We start from the raw sequence: 16,696 nt of genomic DNA on the forward strand, positions 1-16,696 counted from the left end.
GTGAACAACTCCTTTTAGTGATACCGCTTACAAATTAAACTTGTGTCTAATTAAAGGATAATTTGTGAATGTTTTGTTACAATTAGTATACCACAATTGTTTGAAAATTCTACACATATTTGAGGTTTTTTTGCAATCACTTTATGATTTAAGAAGATGAATGAGAAAGTAGGGTTGACGATGAGCAGGGTTTCATTCCTTATTATATGGCTTGGATTAATTTTATATTCTGTTTTTCTAGCACCGGATGGCAATGGTTCTTATCTCTCAGATCTCCTAACGATGAATGATCCAGACGCAGGTTTACTTGCTATGTTTTCCTTACTTGGCGTTTTTCCAGCGGTATTTGCTATTCTTCTTCTACGGAACGATAGTGGATCAGTTCCAGCCTGGCCATTTGTTGTAGGCTCTTTTGTGTTAGGTGCTTTTAGTTTGCTTCCCTACTTTATTTTAAATAAAAATAAAGAACGTTCGAATCGAACACCAAATAAGGTGAGGGGATTTCTTCAATCGAGAGGTCTGTCTATTGTTCTAATCGGACTAGCTTTCGGTTTAATGGTATATGGGCTTTTTTTCGGAGAGGCGACTATTTACCAAAAAGCTTTTCTGGAATCAAATTTTGTTCATGTGATGACCATTGATTTTCTTATATTAACCGGGCTTTCAATCGTTGCTTTAAGAGATCGAGATGGGGTAGCGGGGTGGATCGGGTTGCTTCCAATTATCGGCCCATTATCTCTTGTCATTACTAAAAACAGTAAGGAGCGGAAACATGCGTAAATTAGAAAAAAACGAAGTAATCGATGCTGTACGACTTTCAGAATATGCGTTTCAATATACAGTGCCTAAAGAAGAGTTAGATGACAAAATCAAAGGATATAGCGAGCATGAAATATGGGGCGATTTCGAAGAGGATGAACTCGCTGCGAAACTCCATCTAATCGACTTTGAAACATGGTTTGCAGGAAAGAAAATGAAGATGGGCGGCGTTGCATCAGTCGCAACCTATCCCGAACATAGAAGAGGGGGGAGAGTTGCACGCCTACTCCGAAATGGGCTTTTTGAAATGAAACAAAAGGGCCAAACAATTTCCTTTCTCCATCCATTTCAAATTTCCTTTTATCGAAAATTTGGGTATGAAGTTTTGAATAACTGGAAGAAGATAGAGTTGCAAGCGCAGGATCTTAAGCCTCTTCTTGCTGTAAGTGGAAAAGTAAGACGTGTTGAACTTGATGACGTCTATGAAGTTCTGAATCCTGTTTACGAAGCGTTTGCGATTCGCTTTAATGCCATGCTCGTTCGAACGGAAAATTGGTGGAAGGAACGTGTTTATTCGAAAGGTTTTCGTTTTGCTACTTATACAAATGAAGAGGGGGATATAACAGGATACATTTATTACAAAATAGAGAATCGAACGTTAGAGGTTGAAGAAATGGTTTGTTTAGATGGGGAAGCAAGAAGAGGATTGTGGAATTATCTCTGTCAGCACGATTCTATGGTTGATCACGCTACGATTCTAACAAATGAAAACGACCAGCTCACTTTTTTATTAGCCAATCCTAAAGTGAAAACAACGGTCGAGCCGTACTTTATGGCACGCATTGTTGATGTCCAGAATTTTCTTAGGGAATATCCGTTTACGTTAAAGTCAGGTGAGACTCTCTTTCTCCATATTACGGATGATCAGGCAGAATGGAACAATGGAAGCTACCTGATAGATGCTGAAGGAATTAGGGTATTTAAGGGAGATAAGGCGAATGCAGCGTGTGCTCATCCACCAAAACGAGGCCTTCGATGTACCATTAATACGCTGACTTCTGTATTGACTGGATACCAGGAGCCTTTCTTTCTTTATGAAGCTGGTTTATTAGAAGGATCAAAGGAAGAAGTTGCGCGATTGCAAAGCATATGTTCCGCAAAGAAAACAAATTTCATGGACTTCTTTTAACTCAAAAAACCCCTAATCTCACATGTGAGATTAGGGGTTTTGTTCGTATAATAACAAAAGTGCTAGAGGTGCTTATATTTCAGAGATATTTTATCTATTGTTCTTTCGTTTGCAATTTCTTTACGTTCGGTTACATAGAGCATCAATCCATCCAAATAGGGGTATTCTGTTTATTAACAATTTAGAGACAGAAAGATTAAGACCAACTGAGGCTAGTTATGATGGACGAAGCCTTTTGTAAGGATAACTAATAGAGGTTGAATGAAACTGTAAACGAGAGGCGAGTAAACAATGACACGTATCGTAACATTATTCGTACTGATTCTTATAGCTGGATTATTAAGTATAGTAAGCGCGAAAGGATGGCCTTCTTCTATGAAGGATGCAGCCAATAAGAGTGAATGGGTAGGTTCATGGACAGCAAGCATGCAGGCCCCAGCTAAAGATGGAAATTCTCATGAGGGATTTATGGATCAAACAATCCGATTAATTCTTCGTCCGCATATGGAAGGGGAGAAAATGCGAATTCGATTATCCAATGAATTTGGTTCACTTCCTTTATCTATGAAAGAAGTGAGAGTTGCGATATCCAAGGAAGGTGCAAGTATTGATAAGGAGACGGACAAGTTGATTACCTTTGATGGAAAAGAAGCCGTAACGATTCCTCAAGGAGAAACACAGTATAGTGATCCAATTGATTTTCCGGTAAACGCCGATCAAAATATAACGGTTAGTTTGTATGTAGATCGTGAAACAGGCCCAACAACGTGGCATCAGCGTTCAAATCAAACAGTCTATATGACTGAAAAAGGGAACCATACCGGAGATGAAAAGGGCTCTGCATATACCTCAAAAGAAGAAGCATGGTTCTGGCTAGACCGTTTAGAGGTTGTGCCTGACGAATCTGTAGAAGGATCTGTCGTTGTAATGGGAAGCTCAATTGCAAATGGCAACTATTCCACGTTAAACGCAAACCGCCGTTGGCCTGATTATCTTGCTAATCGAATGAATGCGAAAGACGCTGACGTGAGAATGTCTGTATTAAATGCAGGAATTTCTGCTAACCATTTAATTAATAGTGAAGAAGGAAAAGGTCAAAATGCATTTGCAAGATTACAACGAGATGTGCTAAGTCAAGAAGGGATCAAAGGTGTTATCCTACATGAGGGCATTAATGATTTAAGACACTATCCTGAATATGATTCAAAGAAAATCATTGATCGAATGAAAAAAATCATTAAAGCAACTCACGAAAAGGGTCTTCCCATTTATGGAGGTACGTTAACTCCTTATAAAGATTCTAGTATGTTTACAAAAGAGGGAGAAAAGACGCGTCAGGAAGTGAACGAGTGGATTCGAACGAGCGGAGAATTTGATGCGGTCATTGATTTTGATAAAGCATTGAGGGATCCAGATGAGCCAGAAAAGTTTCTCTCGAAGTATGATTCTGGGGATCATTTGCATCCGAATGACGAAGGGTATAAAAAGATGGCAGAAGCGGTAGATTTTTCGATATTTAAATAAAAGTAAGCCTTGCAAAAAGAACAAACGTTCGCTAAAATTGAGTTATCAACCGAATATACGTTCTAACATCATGGTATGGCTTCCACTTTCTTAGGGGGAGCCATCTTTTTTTAGGAGGAGGGAAAGGGAATGGAAAATGAGTACATTTTAAAGCAAGCTGGGAAAGATATGAGGGAAGCGATGACGCGATTTTCTAAAGTAAAGAAACGTGATGGTATGAAAACAATTGTCCAAAGACAAATGCAGGGAAGTCGTCAATGGAAAAGAGATATTTGATAGGTGCTTTTATCGTAACGTCTTGACAAATCTTGTCTGACTTGATACTTTTGTAAAAATATATTTTCTTATCCAGAGAGGTGGAGGGACTGGCCCTTTGAAACCTCAGCAACAGGTCCATAGGATACTGTGCTAACTCCAGCGGGTGATAAACCTGATAGATGAGAGCCTTCGGTTTTATTTTGTCAGTTACGCACTCATTTTGAGTGCGTTTTTTGTTTTTCTGGATGGAAAAGTAAGGAGAAGTAACATGGAAAGCAAACAAGGTTTTCAAAGGGAAATGAAGTCAAGACATGTGGTGATGCTTTCACTTGGAGGGGTCATCGGTACGGGATTGTTTTTAAGTTCTGGATATACGATCCAACAAGCTGGCCCTATTGGGACGATCCTTTCTTATCTGGTAGGTGCACTTGTTGTTTACCTGGTTATGCTGTGTTTGGGAGAGCTAGCGGTTCATATGCCTGAGACAGGTGCCTTTCATAGCTATGCGGCTCAATACATTGGCGGAGGAACCGGTTATACAGTTGCCTGGTTGTACTGGCTAACTTGGACAGTTGCGCTAGGTTCAGAGTTTACAGCTGCTGGTATGCTCATGCAAAGGTGGTTTCCATTCGTTAGCGTGTGGATCTGGAGTGGATTGTTTGCTGCTATAATTTTTATTTTAAATGTTCTAACAGTGAAATTTTTTGCTGAGAGCGAATTCTGGTTTGCTCTTGTAAAAGTTCTGGCTATCGTGTTGTTCATTATCTTAGGTGCAGCAGCGATCGTAGGATTTATTCCAATGGAATCTGGAGGGAACGAGTCCTTATTCGCTAACTTTACAGATGAAGGCATATTTCCGAATGGTGCATTTGCTATTTTAATGACGATGCTGGCAGTGAATTTTGCTTTCTCAGGAACTGAACTCATTGGAATTGCAGCTGGAGAAACAGAAAATCCTGCTCAAACCATTCCAAAAGCAATACGAACCACGTTAATTAGACTGATTCTATTTTTTGTCGGTTCAATCTTTATATTATCAGCACTTCTACCAGCATCAGAAGCTGGCGTTCTAGAAAGTCCATTTGTTGCAGTACTTGAAAGAATTGGTGTTCCTTACGCAGCTGATTTGATGAATTTTGTTATCCTTACCGCTATTTTATCCGCTGCAAATTCAGGGTTATATGCTTCGTCGAGAATGCTCTGGTCACTTTCAGACAAGCAAATGATTTCTCCTATTTTTGCTAGGCTCAACAAAAATGGTGTCCCTCTTAATGCTGTGATTTTAAGCATGTTAGGTGGAGCACTAGCACTACTTTCAAGCATCATTGCGCCAGATACCGTTTATGTGGTGCTTGTCTCTATTTCTGGGCTTGCTGTTGTCATTGTCTGGATGAGTATTAGTGCGTCACAATTTCTTTTTAGAAAGAAATATGTAAAAGGCGGCAGATCAATTAAAGACCTCGGCTATCGAACGCCATTCTATCCAATCGTTCCGATTCTAGCTTTCGTGTTATGTCTGGCTTCCTTGATTGGCATTGCTTTTGATCCGACACAGCGAGTGGCATTGTACTGTGGGATACCGTTTATTGCACTATGTTATGGAAGTTACTATTTAACAAAACGAGTAAAGAAAAGGGGAATAAGCAATGTGGCAGAATCAAAATCCTATTAAGGCAATTTTAGAAGATTTTAATTTGGTGATATTGGACGGAGCCCTTGCGACAGAGCTCGAAAAATATGGGTGTAACTTAAATGACCCACTTTGGTCTGCGCGCGTTTTGCTTGAAAATCCAGAGCTTATCTATCAGGTTCACCTAGATTATTTCCGTGCAGGTGCAGACTGTGCAATAACATCAAGTTATCAAGCTACAATGGAAGGATTAACAGCTCGTGGTTTAGGTGAAGGAGAGGCAGTGGAGCTAATAAAGAAAACTGTTTTTCTTGCGCGCCAGGCACGGGATGATTTCTGGGAGCAAGAGGGGAAGTTGAATCGCCCAAAACCTTTTATCGCAGCTTCCGTTGGACCTTATGGAGCCTACTTAGCTGATGGCTCCGAGTATCGGGGCGATTACAATGTTAGCGATGAGGTGCTTACCGCGTTTCATCGTCCAAGAATAGAAGCATTGATTGAGGCAGGTGCGGATGTTTTGGCGTTTGAAACCATTCCGTCTTTTCAAGAAGCGAAAGTTTTAGGTTCCCTATTACAAGATTTTCCATCCACTTATGCCTGGCTTTCTTTCACTCTTCAAAATGAGGAAGAAATGAGCGATGGAACGTCTTTAAAAGCATCTTCTCAATATTTTAAGGAAAATGACCAGATTGCGGCAATCGGCATTAACTGTGCGTCTCCTTCGCTTGTGACAAAAGCGATTCATCAATTAGTTTCTCAAACCGATAAACCGATTATCGTGTATCCTAATTCAGGAGAATTTTATGACGCTAAGACCAAAACATGGCGGGAAGGTGAGTCGTGTGATGGAATTGTCGATGGATCAAATGAATGGTTTCAAGCAGGTGCACGACTAATTGGTGGATGCTGTCGAACAAGTCCTGAACAAATCAAGCGACTTTATGAAAAATGGCGACAGTAGAAAGTCAAATAAAGGAGGTAACGGCTGTCCCGTTACCTCCTTTTATTTAATGAATTTAGTTTAAAATGGATTCGTCGCCCACTGCAATGACTGCTTTATGAAAATCCGAGGGTGCAACTTCAATTGACCCACCATATATTCGGCAAGGTCCTCAGGCTGCATATACTTCTCTTTATCTTGCTCGTCAAGCTTGTCACCAAAGACGAGCTCAGTCGCAACGAGGCTTGGATTAAGAGTAAATACGCGAATGTTATTTCGACGAACTTCCTGCATAAGCGCTTCGGTCATCCCTTGAATGGCGAATTTAGAAGCACTATATGACGTAGATCCAGCAGTCCCTTTTAAACCACTACTTGACGAGATTGTGATAATATCACCGCTGTCTTTTTCAATCATTTGTGGAAGAACAGCCCGTGTTACATGATACGTTCCATAAACATTTACTTCGAATGTTTCCTTCCAGTCATCGGGTTCAATCTCTAAGAACGATCCGTAACGTCCCATTCCAGCATTATTGATCAGAATATCTGCCGAGCCCAGTTCGTTTTTCAAGTGATCGATGGCTTTATTGACTTCCTCAATCTCTGCAATGTTAGCAGGGGCAACGATCGCTTTAACTCCGTAAGATTCTGCTTCCTTAGCGACTTCGTTTAGCTTGCTTTCGGTTCTAGCAATCAAGCCAACATGAACCCCTTCACTTGCAAGCTGAAGAGCTGTCGCGCGTCCGATACCGCTACTTGCGCCTGTAATATACGCAATTTTCCCTTTAATTGTTTGTCCCATTTTGTGTCATCCTTTCTCCAATTTACTACTTTCTAGTCTATAGCTAGCAGAGTAGAGATTCAAAGATTAGCAACCGCTTTCTAAGTTTTATAAAAGCATCGGCATGTTTAACTATAGTCCTTAACGGTTACAGTTACTGTGGAAGCAAAGAAAAGCTAAATCAATATAAATCGACTAAACATAAAAAAGGAGTTTTTGCATCATGCGTAACCAATTAAAACATTACATCAATGGCGAATGGGTTGAATCAACAGGTTCAGAAACACATGAAGTAATCAATCCAGCGACAGAAGAAGTGATCGGTAAAGTTAGTCTTGGAACGAAAGAAGATTTAGATAAAGCAGTGAAAGCAGCACGTGCAGCATTCCCTTCTTTCTCTCAAACAAGCCGAGAAGAACGTGTGAAAATGCTTGAAGACATTGCAGAGGAATATGCCAACCGTAAAGAAGAAATCATTGACGTGATTACACAAGAACTCGGTTCTCCACGCTCAATTTCAGAGAAAGTTCATTACAACATGGGCTACCAGCATTTCTCTGAAGCAGCAAAAGCGTTGAAAGAGTATTCTTTCTCAGAAGATCGTGGCGATCATACAATCTTTAAAGAGCCAGTTGGCGTTAGTGGCCTTATCACGCCATGGAACTTCCCAACAAACCAATCGTCAACGAAAATTGCGAGCGCATTTGCAGCGGGAAGCACAGTTGTCTTAAAACCTGCTGAAATTACACCATTTGCAGCGATTATTTTAACAGAAATCTTTGATAAAGTGGGCGTGCCAAAAGGTGTATTTAACCTTGTGAACGGAACGGGTGAGACGATTGGTGACGGTATTAGCTCACACCCTGATATCGACTTTGTATCTTTCACTGGTTCAGCAGGTGTTGGTGAAAAAGTAATGAAGAACGCTGCAGAAACGATCAAGACAGTAGCACTTGAACTTGGAGGCAAATCTCCATTTGTAATGCTAGAAGATGCAGATATTACTCAAGCGGCTAAAGCTGCGGTTAGCCATATTGCAACAAACTCCGGTCAGGTTTGCTCGGCGGGGACTCGAATGATCATTCCAGCTTCTCGAAAAGAAGAATTTGAAGAAGCTGTGAAAAACGTACTTCCTGAATTCCCAGTAGGTGATCCAAATGGAAACAACTATGTAGGACCACTTGTTTCTGAAAAGCAATGGAATACCGTGCAGTCTTACATTCAAAAGGGAATTGACGAAGGCGCAACACTCATTGCAGGTGGAACTGGTAAACCAGAAGGTCTGGATCAAGGTTACTATGCAAAACCAACGATCTTTACAGATGTGAAAAATGACATGGTGATTGCACAAGAAGAGATCTTTGGTCCTGTTATGTCAATCATCACATATGAAACAATTGATGAAGCGATCGAAATTGCAAACGACGTGGTTTACGGTCTTGCTGGTTATGTCTTTGGTGAAGATAAAGAAACACTTCGCAAAGTGGCAACAAGCATCCGCGCCGGTCGTATTAAAGTGAACAATGCTGATATGGACTTCTCAGCACCGTTCGGCGGATACAAGCAATCTGGTATTGGCCGTGAGTGGGGAGACTTCGGAATTGAAGAGTACCTTGAAACAAAAGCAGTACTAGGATTCCCGTCTTAAGTAAAATTAATTAAGTATGAAAAAGAGCAGTTGCCATAAGGGTAGCTGCTCTTTTTTTTGTTTGAATGTAGGTGAAAATAGGCGAAAATCACTTATTTAGGTTAGTAATGAAACAATTGAAGCATCTTTTTAATTTTGCTCGATTGTAGGTTGCTTGCTTCGAGGACTATATTTACTTCATGAGATTAATCGTAAGCTTGATTTAGGAAAGAAATAAGTTTTGTAAGTTATCTGTTGATTAGTTTAAAACCGAATTGGGTTGTTCCCTTAAATAATTTACATATCACCATCAAGATTTTACCATCCAGCGAGCTGTAATACCATTTTATGTTAAAGTTTAAGGGAGATACGTATTCTATTAAAATGTGAATCAATAGGGGGCCGTGTTTTGACGAAAAGAATTTATTTTCTTCACGGATTTATGGGGACAGGGGATTTACACTTTGAGCATCAAAAAGCTTTTTTTGAACGTGATATGGAGGTCATCGCGTTGCCCTTACCAGGTCATGGCCATTCAACTGTTCCTGCGGTTGAAAACTATTTTGAAAGGGCTTTAGAGTGGTTAATAGAGGAAGTAACCAACAAAGGGCCAGGATATGTCGTTGGATTATCTTTAGGTGCTTCATTAGCCATCCATCTAGCCATAAAAAGGCCGGAACTTGTAAAGGGCGCAGTTTTAACAGGTTATTCCCCGTTTATACCGGATGATTTAAAGAGCATAATGGAAGAGCAATATACATATTTCAATAACATTCAAGAAAACGATCAAAAGAATGCCGCTTCTTTTAAACAAATTCACGGGGATAAATGGTTCGATACGTTACAGAAAGTAAATCAAATAATGACTTTTCATTATCCGAGCGTTTCAGAAAATGCGATTGCTGAACTTGAAGTACCGCTTATGGTGCTTAATGGAGGAAAAGAGCTATATGAAGTAGAGGCTGTTCAATTTTTGAAAAGAAGCAATGATAAAATAACCGTGGGGCTAATCCCTGATGCTGGTCATACGGCCAATATGGATCAACCGGCTCTATATAACAGCATGGTTCAACAGTTCATTAACAAATGAGTAGAGGTGTTCAATTGAGTGAGTTTAACCTTCAAAAAGAATCAGCAAGATTAGTAATTAGACCATTAAAAATAGAAGACTATCAAAACTGGTTACGCGAATTTAATGCAAGGAATCCTTCGCAACATGCCTATGATCCTGGGAAGTTGGATATGAGTGAGTGTACAGAAAAGTGGTTTAGAGACTTAGTGAATAAGCACCAAGAATTAGCCATAAATGATACAGCCCACGTGTTTGGTGTTTTTCATAAAACAGATGGCACGCATATTTGAATGGTTGATTTCTCAACATTAGCGAGAATGAATTTTCAATGGGCACGAATCGGCTATACGATACATAATCAATATTGGCGTAAAGGATATGGAAAAGAAGCGGTGAGCGCAGCGCTTCAGGTTGCTTTTCATGATCTTGATTTTCATCGCATCGAAGCACACATTAACCTGGATAACAGTCCATCGACTCAGCTAGCCCAAAGTGTGGGCATGGTGTATGAGGGTGTGAGGAAAGGCTTTATTTATGAGAATGAGAAGTGGACCGATCAGTTGGTTTATGTAGCGACTGCTGAAAATGAGGTAGAATAACCAAAAAACCATCCTTTTACCGAGGATGGTTTTTTTCGACTAAATCGCATCATGCTTTTCTTCTAAATTATTTTTCGCTATCGAACGTTTGATCAAGGTAGCTCCTACAAATATAGCGATGAGTAAGGCAGCAACGATGACAAGGAATAGAACGTTAGAAGATAGCAGTTCAATCAAGCCACCGAGAAGGAGTCCAACTACACCGAAATCTGAATCTCCGAATGTCGTTCCTTGAAATCCTAGTGAACCAAGCACTGGCAGAAGTAGTGCTGGCAAGAAGCTAATGATCACGCCGTTAGCCATCGAGCCAAATACCGCTCCTTTACGACCGCCAGTCGCGTTACCGAATACGCCAGCTGCCGCACCGGTAAAGAAGTGAGGCACAAGACCTGGCACAATCACTTTTAGGCCCAAGATCGGTAGAAGGAACATGCTGAGAAGTCCTGCAACAAAGCTAAAGAAGAAACCGATGATCACCGCATTGTTTGCGAAAGGGAACACAGACGGAGCATCAAGGGCTGGGATTGCATTAGGGACAACTTTATCTGCAATTCCTTTAAAAGCAGGAACGATTTCAGATAGGAGCATTCTTACACCAGCCAAAATGATGTAAACACCAGCTGCGAACGTTAACGCTTGCATAAATGAGAAGACAAGGAAGTTTGTCCCACCGCTTAGCTCGGATTCAATAAAGGTTGGGCCAGTGAAAAGAGCGACTACGAAGAATAGAATCGCCATTGTAAGTGAGACAGATACAGATGTATCTCGCAAGAAATTGAATGACTTCGGTACTTTAATTTCTTCGGTCGATTTAGAGTTCTTTCCAACTGCTTTTCCGACAGCGGCTGCGATTAAATAGCCGAACGAGCCAAAGTGTCCGATCGCAAAGTCATCACTACCCGTAATCTTTCTAGTGTATGGTTGCAATAGAGCAGGTAACAGAACCATCAGAGATCCGAGAATAAGGGAACCAGTGATGATCATTGTTGCGCCACTAAAGCCACCGGTTGAAAGAATAATTGCGATTAGACAAGCCATGAACATCGTATGATGACCTGTTAAGAAGATATACTTAAAAGGGGTGAGTCGCGCTAGTAGGATGTTGGCTACCATTCCGAAAAGCATAATCATCGCTGTTTCTGCACCAAATGCATCTTGAGCTAGTGCAACGATCGCTTCATTGTTTGGAATGATTCCTTGAATTTCAAAAGCATGATCAAACATACTACTAAAGTTATCTAGGGAGGCGACAAGCACACCTGCCCCTGCCCCCAGAATAACAAATCCCATGATCGTTTTTAGCGTACCTGATATGACATTGGCAACATCTTTTTTTTGAAGAAGTAAGCCGATAAGGGCAAATAACCCTACAAGAATCGCTGGTGTACCTAGAATGTCTTTCATTATGAGATCGACCATGATTTATGCCCCTTTCAAGTTTGCTTCAATCGCCGTCCTTAGTTCTTTTTTATCCATCAAATTATTTAGCTTAATCACATTTCGTTTGCCGTCTTCTAGATTTTCAACAATCTCAGTTGAGCCTAAGAAGTAATCAGCATTTTCAGATTTACTAGTCGTAAGGTCTGTGTGATCAACCTCAGCTTCAATTCCAAGCTCGTTTAGAATGCTTTTTACGTTCATTTCTACGATAAAGCTGCTTCCCAGACCATTTCCACATACAACAAGAATTTTTTTCATTTTTATTCTCTCCCTTAATTTGAGTATTTTGAGACAAGTTTAATAATTTCTTCTTTTTCCTCTGCGCGATAAATCATATCTAGATTTTCTTCTTCTGATAGAAGCTCCGAGAGTTGAGCAAGAGCTTTCAAATGCGTTTCGTTATCTACTGCAGCAAGAACAATTAGTAACTTAACCTGATGCTTTTCTTTAGATGAAAAAGGAACTTCTTGATCTAGTCGAAGCAAGCTCATCCCAACCGTATTCACGCCTTCTTCAGGACGGGCATGAGGAATAGCGATTCCTGGAGCAATCACGACATAAGGCCCCAAATCTTCTACGTTTTTGATCATAGCATCGATATAGGAAGGAGCAATTTGCTCTGTTGCAAGAAGCGGCATGGCTGCTGTTTTAATCGCCTCTTTCCAGTCGGGTGTATCTGTAGCAAATTGTATGGTTTCTTCGTGTAATAAGTCATTTAACATAGGTCGTTCAAACCTTTCTATAGATAAGGTGGTGGGTGATGGTGCGAATAACTGCTGTAATTCACTTCTTAGTTCTTTCTCATTCGTAATCGTGCCATGTTTTTTCATGATTTCAACGATCACATCAGGGGTAGGACCACTCTCTTCGTTTGGAGTAGTTTGAACTTCCTCCATCCAATGCAGGATTTTCTCTTTTCCCTGCTGTGTCAAAATCGGGTTAACCGTTAAAATGGGTAGCGTCTTATGCTCCAAAGGTGATGTAGAGAAGACATAATCCACGTCGTAGTGATTTTGTAGGAATTGCCTCCTTGAAACTGTTCCGATGATTTCCACATTTGTGAGAAGCTTCTCAAGCTGTCCTCTTAAAATATTTGATGTGCCAATTCCTTTTTCACAAACGATAATCGCTTTACCAAATGTTACTTCTGGAAGCTCTTCTTTCTGCATCCAAGCTCCAAAGTGCATGGCGAGATAAGCTAATTCATCATCAGGGAGCTTTTGAGACATCATCAACTCAATCGGCCAAACCGCTCGTTTCGTAATTGAAAAAACATCTGGATATTCCTGCTGGACTGACGCTGTTAATTCGTTTGTGATCGGGACATGATATTTCAGCCGGTAGTACGTTGGTTTAAGATGAAGAAAAAGAGCTTCTTCTAGTTCATCGCGCTGTTCGAATAGGACACAAGCGTAAACTTGAAATTCGTTCACGATTTCAGTAACCACTTTTCTAAGTTTATTACTTTCAAGACTACCTACCGTACCTACTTCAGAATAATTAATCCTTGAGCCAAGAAGGTGCATTGTGATAAAGCCTATCTCATCCAGTGATAAGGAAAGTTTAAATTGAGCTTCTAATTCTTTTGCCATGCTCTTTGCCGCTTCAAACTCTCTCGTTGAACAAAGAGCGTGTTTTTCATCTGGATCGAGCTGGATCCGATGTTCGCCTTTTAAACGTTGAAGAAGAACGACAAGCTGAATGGCTAGAACATGGATTGTATCGTCTGTTAACTCTACTTTTAGAATTGGTTCCGCATTCAAGATGATTTGCTTCATCGGTATGAGGTGTGAATAGGTGTGTTCATCACCATTCTTTAACAGCGGATAAAGAAAATTCGTCATTTCGGTTAATTGTCCATTGGTGAGAACCTCGGACAGAAAACGACTCAATATTCTCCGCTTGTTTTCCTCTTTCCCTTCCACACGATAGCCTGTTGATCGTTCAAACTGTAACGTTAATGCTTCATCAGCTAGAACTTTCTTAACAAGTTTTAAATCTTTAGCGACTGTTCCACGACTAACTTGAGTTCGATCCATAAAGTTCTGCATAAAGATGGGCTTATCATTTGTTAAGAGTTCGACACCAATTAAGGTGATACGTTCTGGTTGCGAATAGTGGTACTGCCATTCTTTTAGTTCTTTCATCAATTTAGGAACGGTTTGTTTGGTCTCTTCTGAGAGATAGTAACCTAATCCTTGTTTCGTTTGGATAATGGGTAGTTTGTTCTCATCGAGCCAATCGTTAATTTTTTGTAGGTCATAATGAACGGTTCGTTTTGATATCCCGAGCTGGGCGATGACATGATCAACCGTAACTAACTCAGTTGCATTCACGAGTTTTGTTAATAGAAATGTGCTTCTTTCATCAAGTGACATGGAGATCTCCAACCCCCTTACGAGTGCAAAATGATACGGTTTAAACAAATCATGATTTGATAGTGCTAAGTATATATGCGATAGAACAAATATGAAAGGGCTTGCAATGTGTTGTTTTTGTATTTCGTCAATTTGCAAAAGTGAACAGATGAGATTTTTGGATACCTAAACCTAGTCATACTCTATAAAAAAAGCGAAAGATCAATAAAAAAATATGTTTTAGAGAACGGTAAAAATGCGTTTTAATTTCACTCTGTTGGGAAAATAAGGATTAGGTGAAAGAAACTGGTGATTAAAAGATGTCCCATCCTGTAGTCTTATCCATCATTTACTGTCACATCACATCCCTAGCCTTCTCTTGCCAAAAAAATGAATTGGAGTGTTTTGATGTTAAAGAAGTTAGTCCCTCTATCGGTAGCAGCAGTTGTTTTTGTAGGAGCTCCGTTTCACACATCAGCAAAGGAAATGAGTGCAACGGACATTTTAAAGCAGTCAAGTGAAGCGATGACTAAGGTTGAGAGCTATTCTACAAAAACAAATATGGAACAGTCGATGCCTCTTGAAGGAGAAACAATGATGATCTCCAGTGAATCCGAAGCAGACATTACGTTAAAGCCTTTTGCGATGCATCAGGTCGTCACAACAAAATCACCTGAAGAAGGCGAAATTTCGTTAGAATCTTATTGGACTGAAGAAGGTTTTTATCAAGAAGATCCCGAAAAAGGCTGGATCAAGATGCCGGAAGAACTCACAAAGGGCTTAGAGGAACTCCAAAGCATGTCTTCGGTTGAAGCACAAATGACTCAAGCTGAAGAACTTGGCAAAGAGATGAGCGTTGAAGAGACGGATGATGGTTTTGTGTTAACGTACGAAGGGGACGGCAAAACGTTAATGGAAGCATCCATGAAGATGTTCCAAGAGAGCATGTCAGGTGAAGAAGGTTCCGGATCGATGAAAGGTCTTATGGAGCAAATGACGATTAATGACGTTAGCTATAAAGTAACAGTTGATAAAGATTCGTATTACATGAAGCATTTAACGATGGATCTTGATATGGATATGAAGATTGAAGACGAAAGCATGAACATGAAACAATCGATGGAAATGTCGATCAACAACTTTAATCAAGTTGATACGATTACTGTTCCGGCTAATGTAATTGATTCAGCTAAACCATTGGATGGAATGGAAGAGGGCGGCAAAATGCCTGAAACAGCTACAGCCAATCCAATGCTTGCTATGGGTGGAGTAGCGTTGGCGGCAGCTGCAGGTGGTTTACTTCTTTATAGAAGACGTTCCGTTAGCTGTTAATAGGGCTTAAAAACCGCATAATAAGCGGTTTTTTCGCTTTTCTTAGTGAGGTGAAGACTATGAACAAATTATATGCCTTGGTCATGTGTGCAGGCATTGTGATGGCGGGCTACTATGGGTATGAATGGTGGCAGGGCACACAGGGAGTAGAACAAGTTTCTGCAGAAGAAACGAAACAGTGGAAGAGTGAAAAGGGATCCGAGGCTACGATGGAAGAGAGCGGGAAGGTTCAAGAGGTTTTAATGAGTGATCAGATAAAGCAGTTTAAGGTTGGACAAGAAGTAGGCAGGCTAGTTATCCCTACGATTGAAAAAGGATTTAAGACCTATTGGGGAACAGATGAAGATACGTTAAGTCAGGGAGTTGGCATGTATGTAAGTCAATTCACCACCACCCCAGATCAGAAGCGCCACACCGTTCTGAGCGGCCATCGCGATACGGTTTTTACTGATCTACAAAACGTGGAAAAAGGGGATGCCGTCTTTCTTGAATACGATGGAAAACGGTATGAATATGCTGTGGTCGACATGAAGATCGTAGATGAAAGCGATCGAACAGTAATTGTTGATAAAGAGGAAGCCACCTTAACGTTAACAACATGCTACCCATTTGATTTTATCGGAAGTGCGCCTGAGCGGTATGTGATTCAATCTGAATTAGTTTATGTGTCGGATATGTAACTACTAGTCTATAAAAGCAAAAGTCCTGCCGTCGAGCAGGACTTTTTACGTGTGAGAAAGTGTGATAGTTGGGCGTAATCGCGGGGTAATGGTTTCTACAAGCTGTTTACCGTTACCTTGCTCATTTAACTGAACGAAATGGAGTGCAGTGCTTTCTTCTACTTCATAAGTGAGACCTGTGTTGTAGTCGATGAGAAAATACATTTTTCCATCTTCAACCGTCCCTGATAAGAGCTCGTACTTGTCGTATTCGAAGTGTACTTCTGTGCCGTATTGCGTCATCTCAAGATATGTTTCAAAGGGGGTGACAGGGAAACCTTTTAAATTATTCATCTTCATCCTCCAACTTTTACTAGACTTTAAGAAGCAGTCTAACCAAGTAAGCTGTTCTTTATACTTGAAAACGAGAATAAGAGAGTAAAAGTTTAATAATGAATTTAGTTGGATGATAAAGCTAACCTTTTGACTTTCAAGGAATTGTGCTGTATCTTATTTCCTAGTAAATA

The 16,696-nt window shown here is 40.4% G+C and carries 15 protein-coding genes, 1 pseudogene and 1 riboswitch; of the genes and pseudogenes, 11 read left to right on the forward strand and 5 right to left on the reverse strand.

Annotation, left to right across the window (positions count from 1 at the left end; all coding sequences use genetic code 11):
* The first annotated feature begins 180 nt into the window (after nt 1-180).
* From PQ578_RS00120 to mmuM, 6 genes are all read left to right on the forward strand, one after another.
* Nucleotides 181-780, forward strand: coding sequence for a hypothetical protein (locus tag PQ578_RS00120; protein ID WP_273831649.1), 600 nt, complete (start codon nt 181-183; stop codon nt 778-780).
* Complete coding sequence (locus tag PQ578_RS00125) at nt 773-1,948, forward strand: GNAT family N-acetyltransferase (protein WP_273831650.1); 1,176 nt, start codon at nt 773-775, stop codon at nt 1,946-1,948. The genes PQ578_RS00120 and PQ578_RS00125 overlap by 8 nt, the downstream gene beginning before the upstream one ends.
* Nucleotides 1,949-2,239: 291 nt before the next feature.
* Nucleotides 2,240-3,472 (forward strand): SGNH/GDSL hydrolase family protein, encoded by a 1,233-nt coding sequence (locus tag PQ578_RS00130; RefSeq protein ID WP_273831651.1) that lies wholly within the window; start codon nt 2,240-2,242, stop codon nt 3,470-3,472.
* A gap of 129 nt (nt 3,473-3,601) precedes the next feature.
* Nucleotides 3,602-3,748, forward strand: a complete 147-nt coding sequence (locus PQ578_RS00135) for a hypothetical protein (protein WP_273831652.1) — start codon at nt 3,602-3,604, stop codon at nt 3,746-3,748.
* 65 nt (nt 3,749-3,813) lie between these two features.
* Nucleotides 3,814-3,916, forward strand: a riboswitch (SAM riboswitch).
* 82 nt (nt 3,917-3,998) lie between these two features.
* The gene (mmuP, locus tag PQ578_RS00140) at nt 3,999-5,402 is read left to right on the forward strand and encodes an S-methylmethionine permease (RefSeq protein WP_273831653.1); all 1,404 of its coding nucleotides are present in this window, start codon (nt 3,999-4,001) and stop codon (nt 5,400-5,402) included.
* Nucleotides 5,377-6,321, forward strand: a complete 945-nt coding sequence (gene mmuM / locus PQ578_RS00145) for a homocysteine S-methyltransferase (protein ID WP_273831654.1) — start codon at nt 5,377-5,379, stop codon at nt 6,319-6,321. The genes mmuP and mmuM overlap by 26 nt, the downstream gene beginning before the upstream one ends.
* Before the next feature lie 60 nt (nt 6,322-6,381).
* Here the strand turns inward: mmuM and PQ578_RS00150 are convergent, their stop codons facing one another.
* Nucleotides 6,382-7,104, reverse strand: coding sequence for a 3-ketoacyl-ACP reductase (locus tag PQ578_RS00150; RefSeq protein ID WP_273831655.1), 723 nt, complete (start codon nt 7,102-7,104; stop codon nt 6,382-6,384).
* Nucleotides 7,105-7,306: 202 nt separating this feature from the next.
* On the opposite strand from PQ578_RS00150, the gene PQ578_RS00155 reads away from it, so the two are divergent.
* The 3 genes and pseudogenes from PQ578_RS00155 to PQ578_RS00165 all read left to right on the forward strand — a co-directional run bounded on the left by PQ578_RS00155 (nt 7,307) and on the right by PQ578_RS00165 (nt 10,381).
* Nucleotides 7,307-8,731, forward strand: a complete 1,425-nt coding sequence (locus PQ578_RS00155; RefSeq protein WP_273831656.1) for an aldehyde dehydrogenase family protein — start codon at nt 7,307-7,309, stop codon at nt 8,729-8,731.
* 388 nt (nt 8,732-9,119) lie between these two features.
* A complete protein-coding gene (locus tag PQ578_RS00160) occupies nt 9,120-9,800 on the forward strand; it encodes an alpha/beta fold hydrolase (RefSeq protein ID WP_273831657.1) in 681 nt (226 codons plus the stop codon).
* Nucleotides 9,797-10,381: pseudogene (locus tag PQ578_RS00165) on the forward strand (GNAT family N-acetyltransferase). The gene PQ578_RS00160 and the pseudogene PQ578_RS00165 overlap by 4 nt, the downstream one beginning before the upstream one ends.
* Nucleotides 10,382-10,420: 39 nt before the next feature.
* On the opposite strand, the gene ulaA reads toward PQ578_RS00165, so the two are convergent.
* The 3 genes from ulaA to PQ578_RS00180 are packed head-to-tail and all read right to left on the reverse strand — an operon-like array spanning nt 10,421 to nt 14,199.
* Nucleotides 10,421-11,800, reverse strand: a complete 1,380-nt coding sequence (gene ulaA / locus PQ578_RS00170) for a PTS ascorbate transporter subunit IIC (RefSeq protein WP_273831658.1) — start codon at nt 11,798-11,800, stop codon at nt 10,421-10,423.
* A gap of 3 nt (nt 11,801-11,803) precedes the next feature.
* Nucleotides 11,804-12,079 (reverse strand): PTS sugar transporter subunit IIB, encoded by a 276-nt coding sequence (locus PQ578_RS00175; protein ID WP_160918338.1) that lies wholly within the window; start codon nt 12,077-12,079, stop codon nt 11,804-11,806.
* Nucleotides 12,080-12,093: 14 nt separating this feature from the next.
* Nucleotides 12,094-14,199 carry a BglG family transcription antiterminator gene (locus PQ578_RS00180; RefSeq protein ID WP_273831659.1) on the reverse strand — a complete coding sequence of 702 codons (2,106 nt, stop codon included), beginning with the start codon at nt 14,197-14,199 and terminating at the stop codon, nt 12,094-12,096.
* A gap of 387 nt (nt 14,200-14,586) precedes the next feature.
* On the opposite strand from PQ578_RS00180, the gene PQ578_RS00185 reads away from it, so the two are divergent.
* The gene (locus PQ578_RS00185) at nt 14,587-15,510 is read left to right on the forward strand and encodes a DUF6612 family protein (protein ID WP_273831660.1); all 924 of its coding nucleotides are present in this window, start codon (nt 14,587-14,589) and stop codon (nt 15,508-15,510) included.
* Between the two features lie 59 nt (nt 15,511-15,569).
* Complete coding sequence (locus tag PQ578_RS00190) at nt 15,570-16,190, forward strand: class D sortase (RefSeq protein WP_273831662.1); 621 nt, start codon at nt 15,570-15,572, stop codon at nt 16,188-16,190.
* Nucleotides 16,191-16,235: 45 nt separating this feature from the next.
* Here PQ578_RS00190 and PQ578_RS00195 read toward each other — a convergent pair whose 3' ends face one another.
* Nucleotides 16,236-16,523, reverse strand: a complete 288-nt coding sequence (locus tag PQ578_RS00195) for a hypothetical protein (RefSeq protein ID WP_098445536.1) — start codon at nt 16,521-16,523, stop codon at nt 16,236-16,238.
* Nucleotides 16,524-16,696 lie beyond the last annotated feature (173 nt).

Origin of the sequence: Guptibacillus sedimenti, assembly GCF_028610665.1 — a bacterium.
Lineage (GTDB): Bacteria > Bacillota > Bacilli > Bacillales > Guptibacillaceae > Guptibacillus > Guptibacillus sedimenti.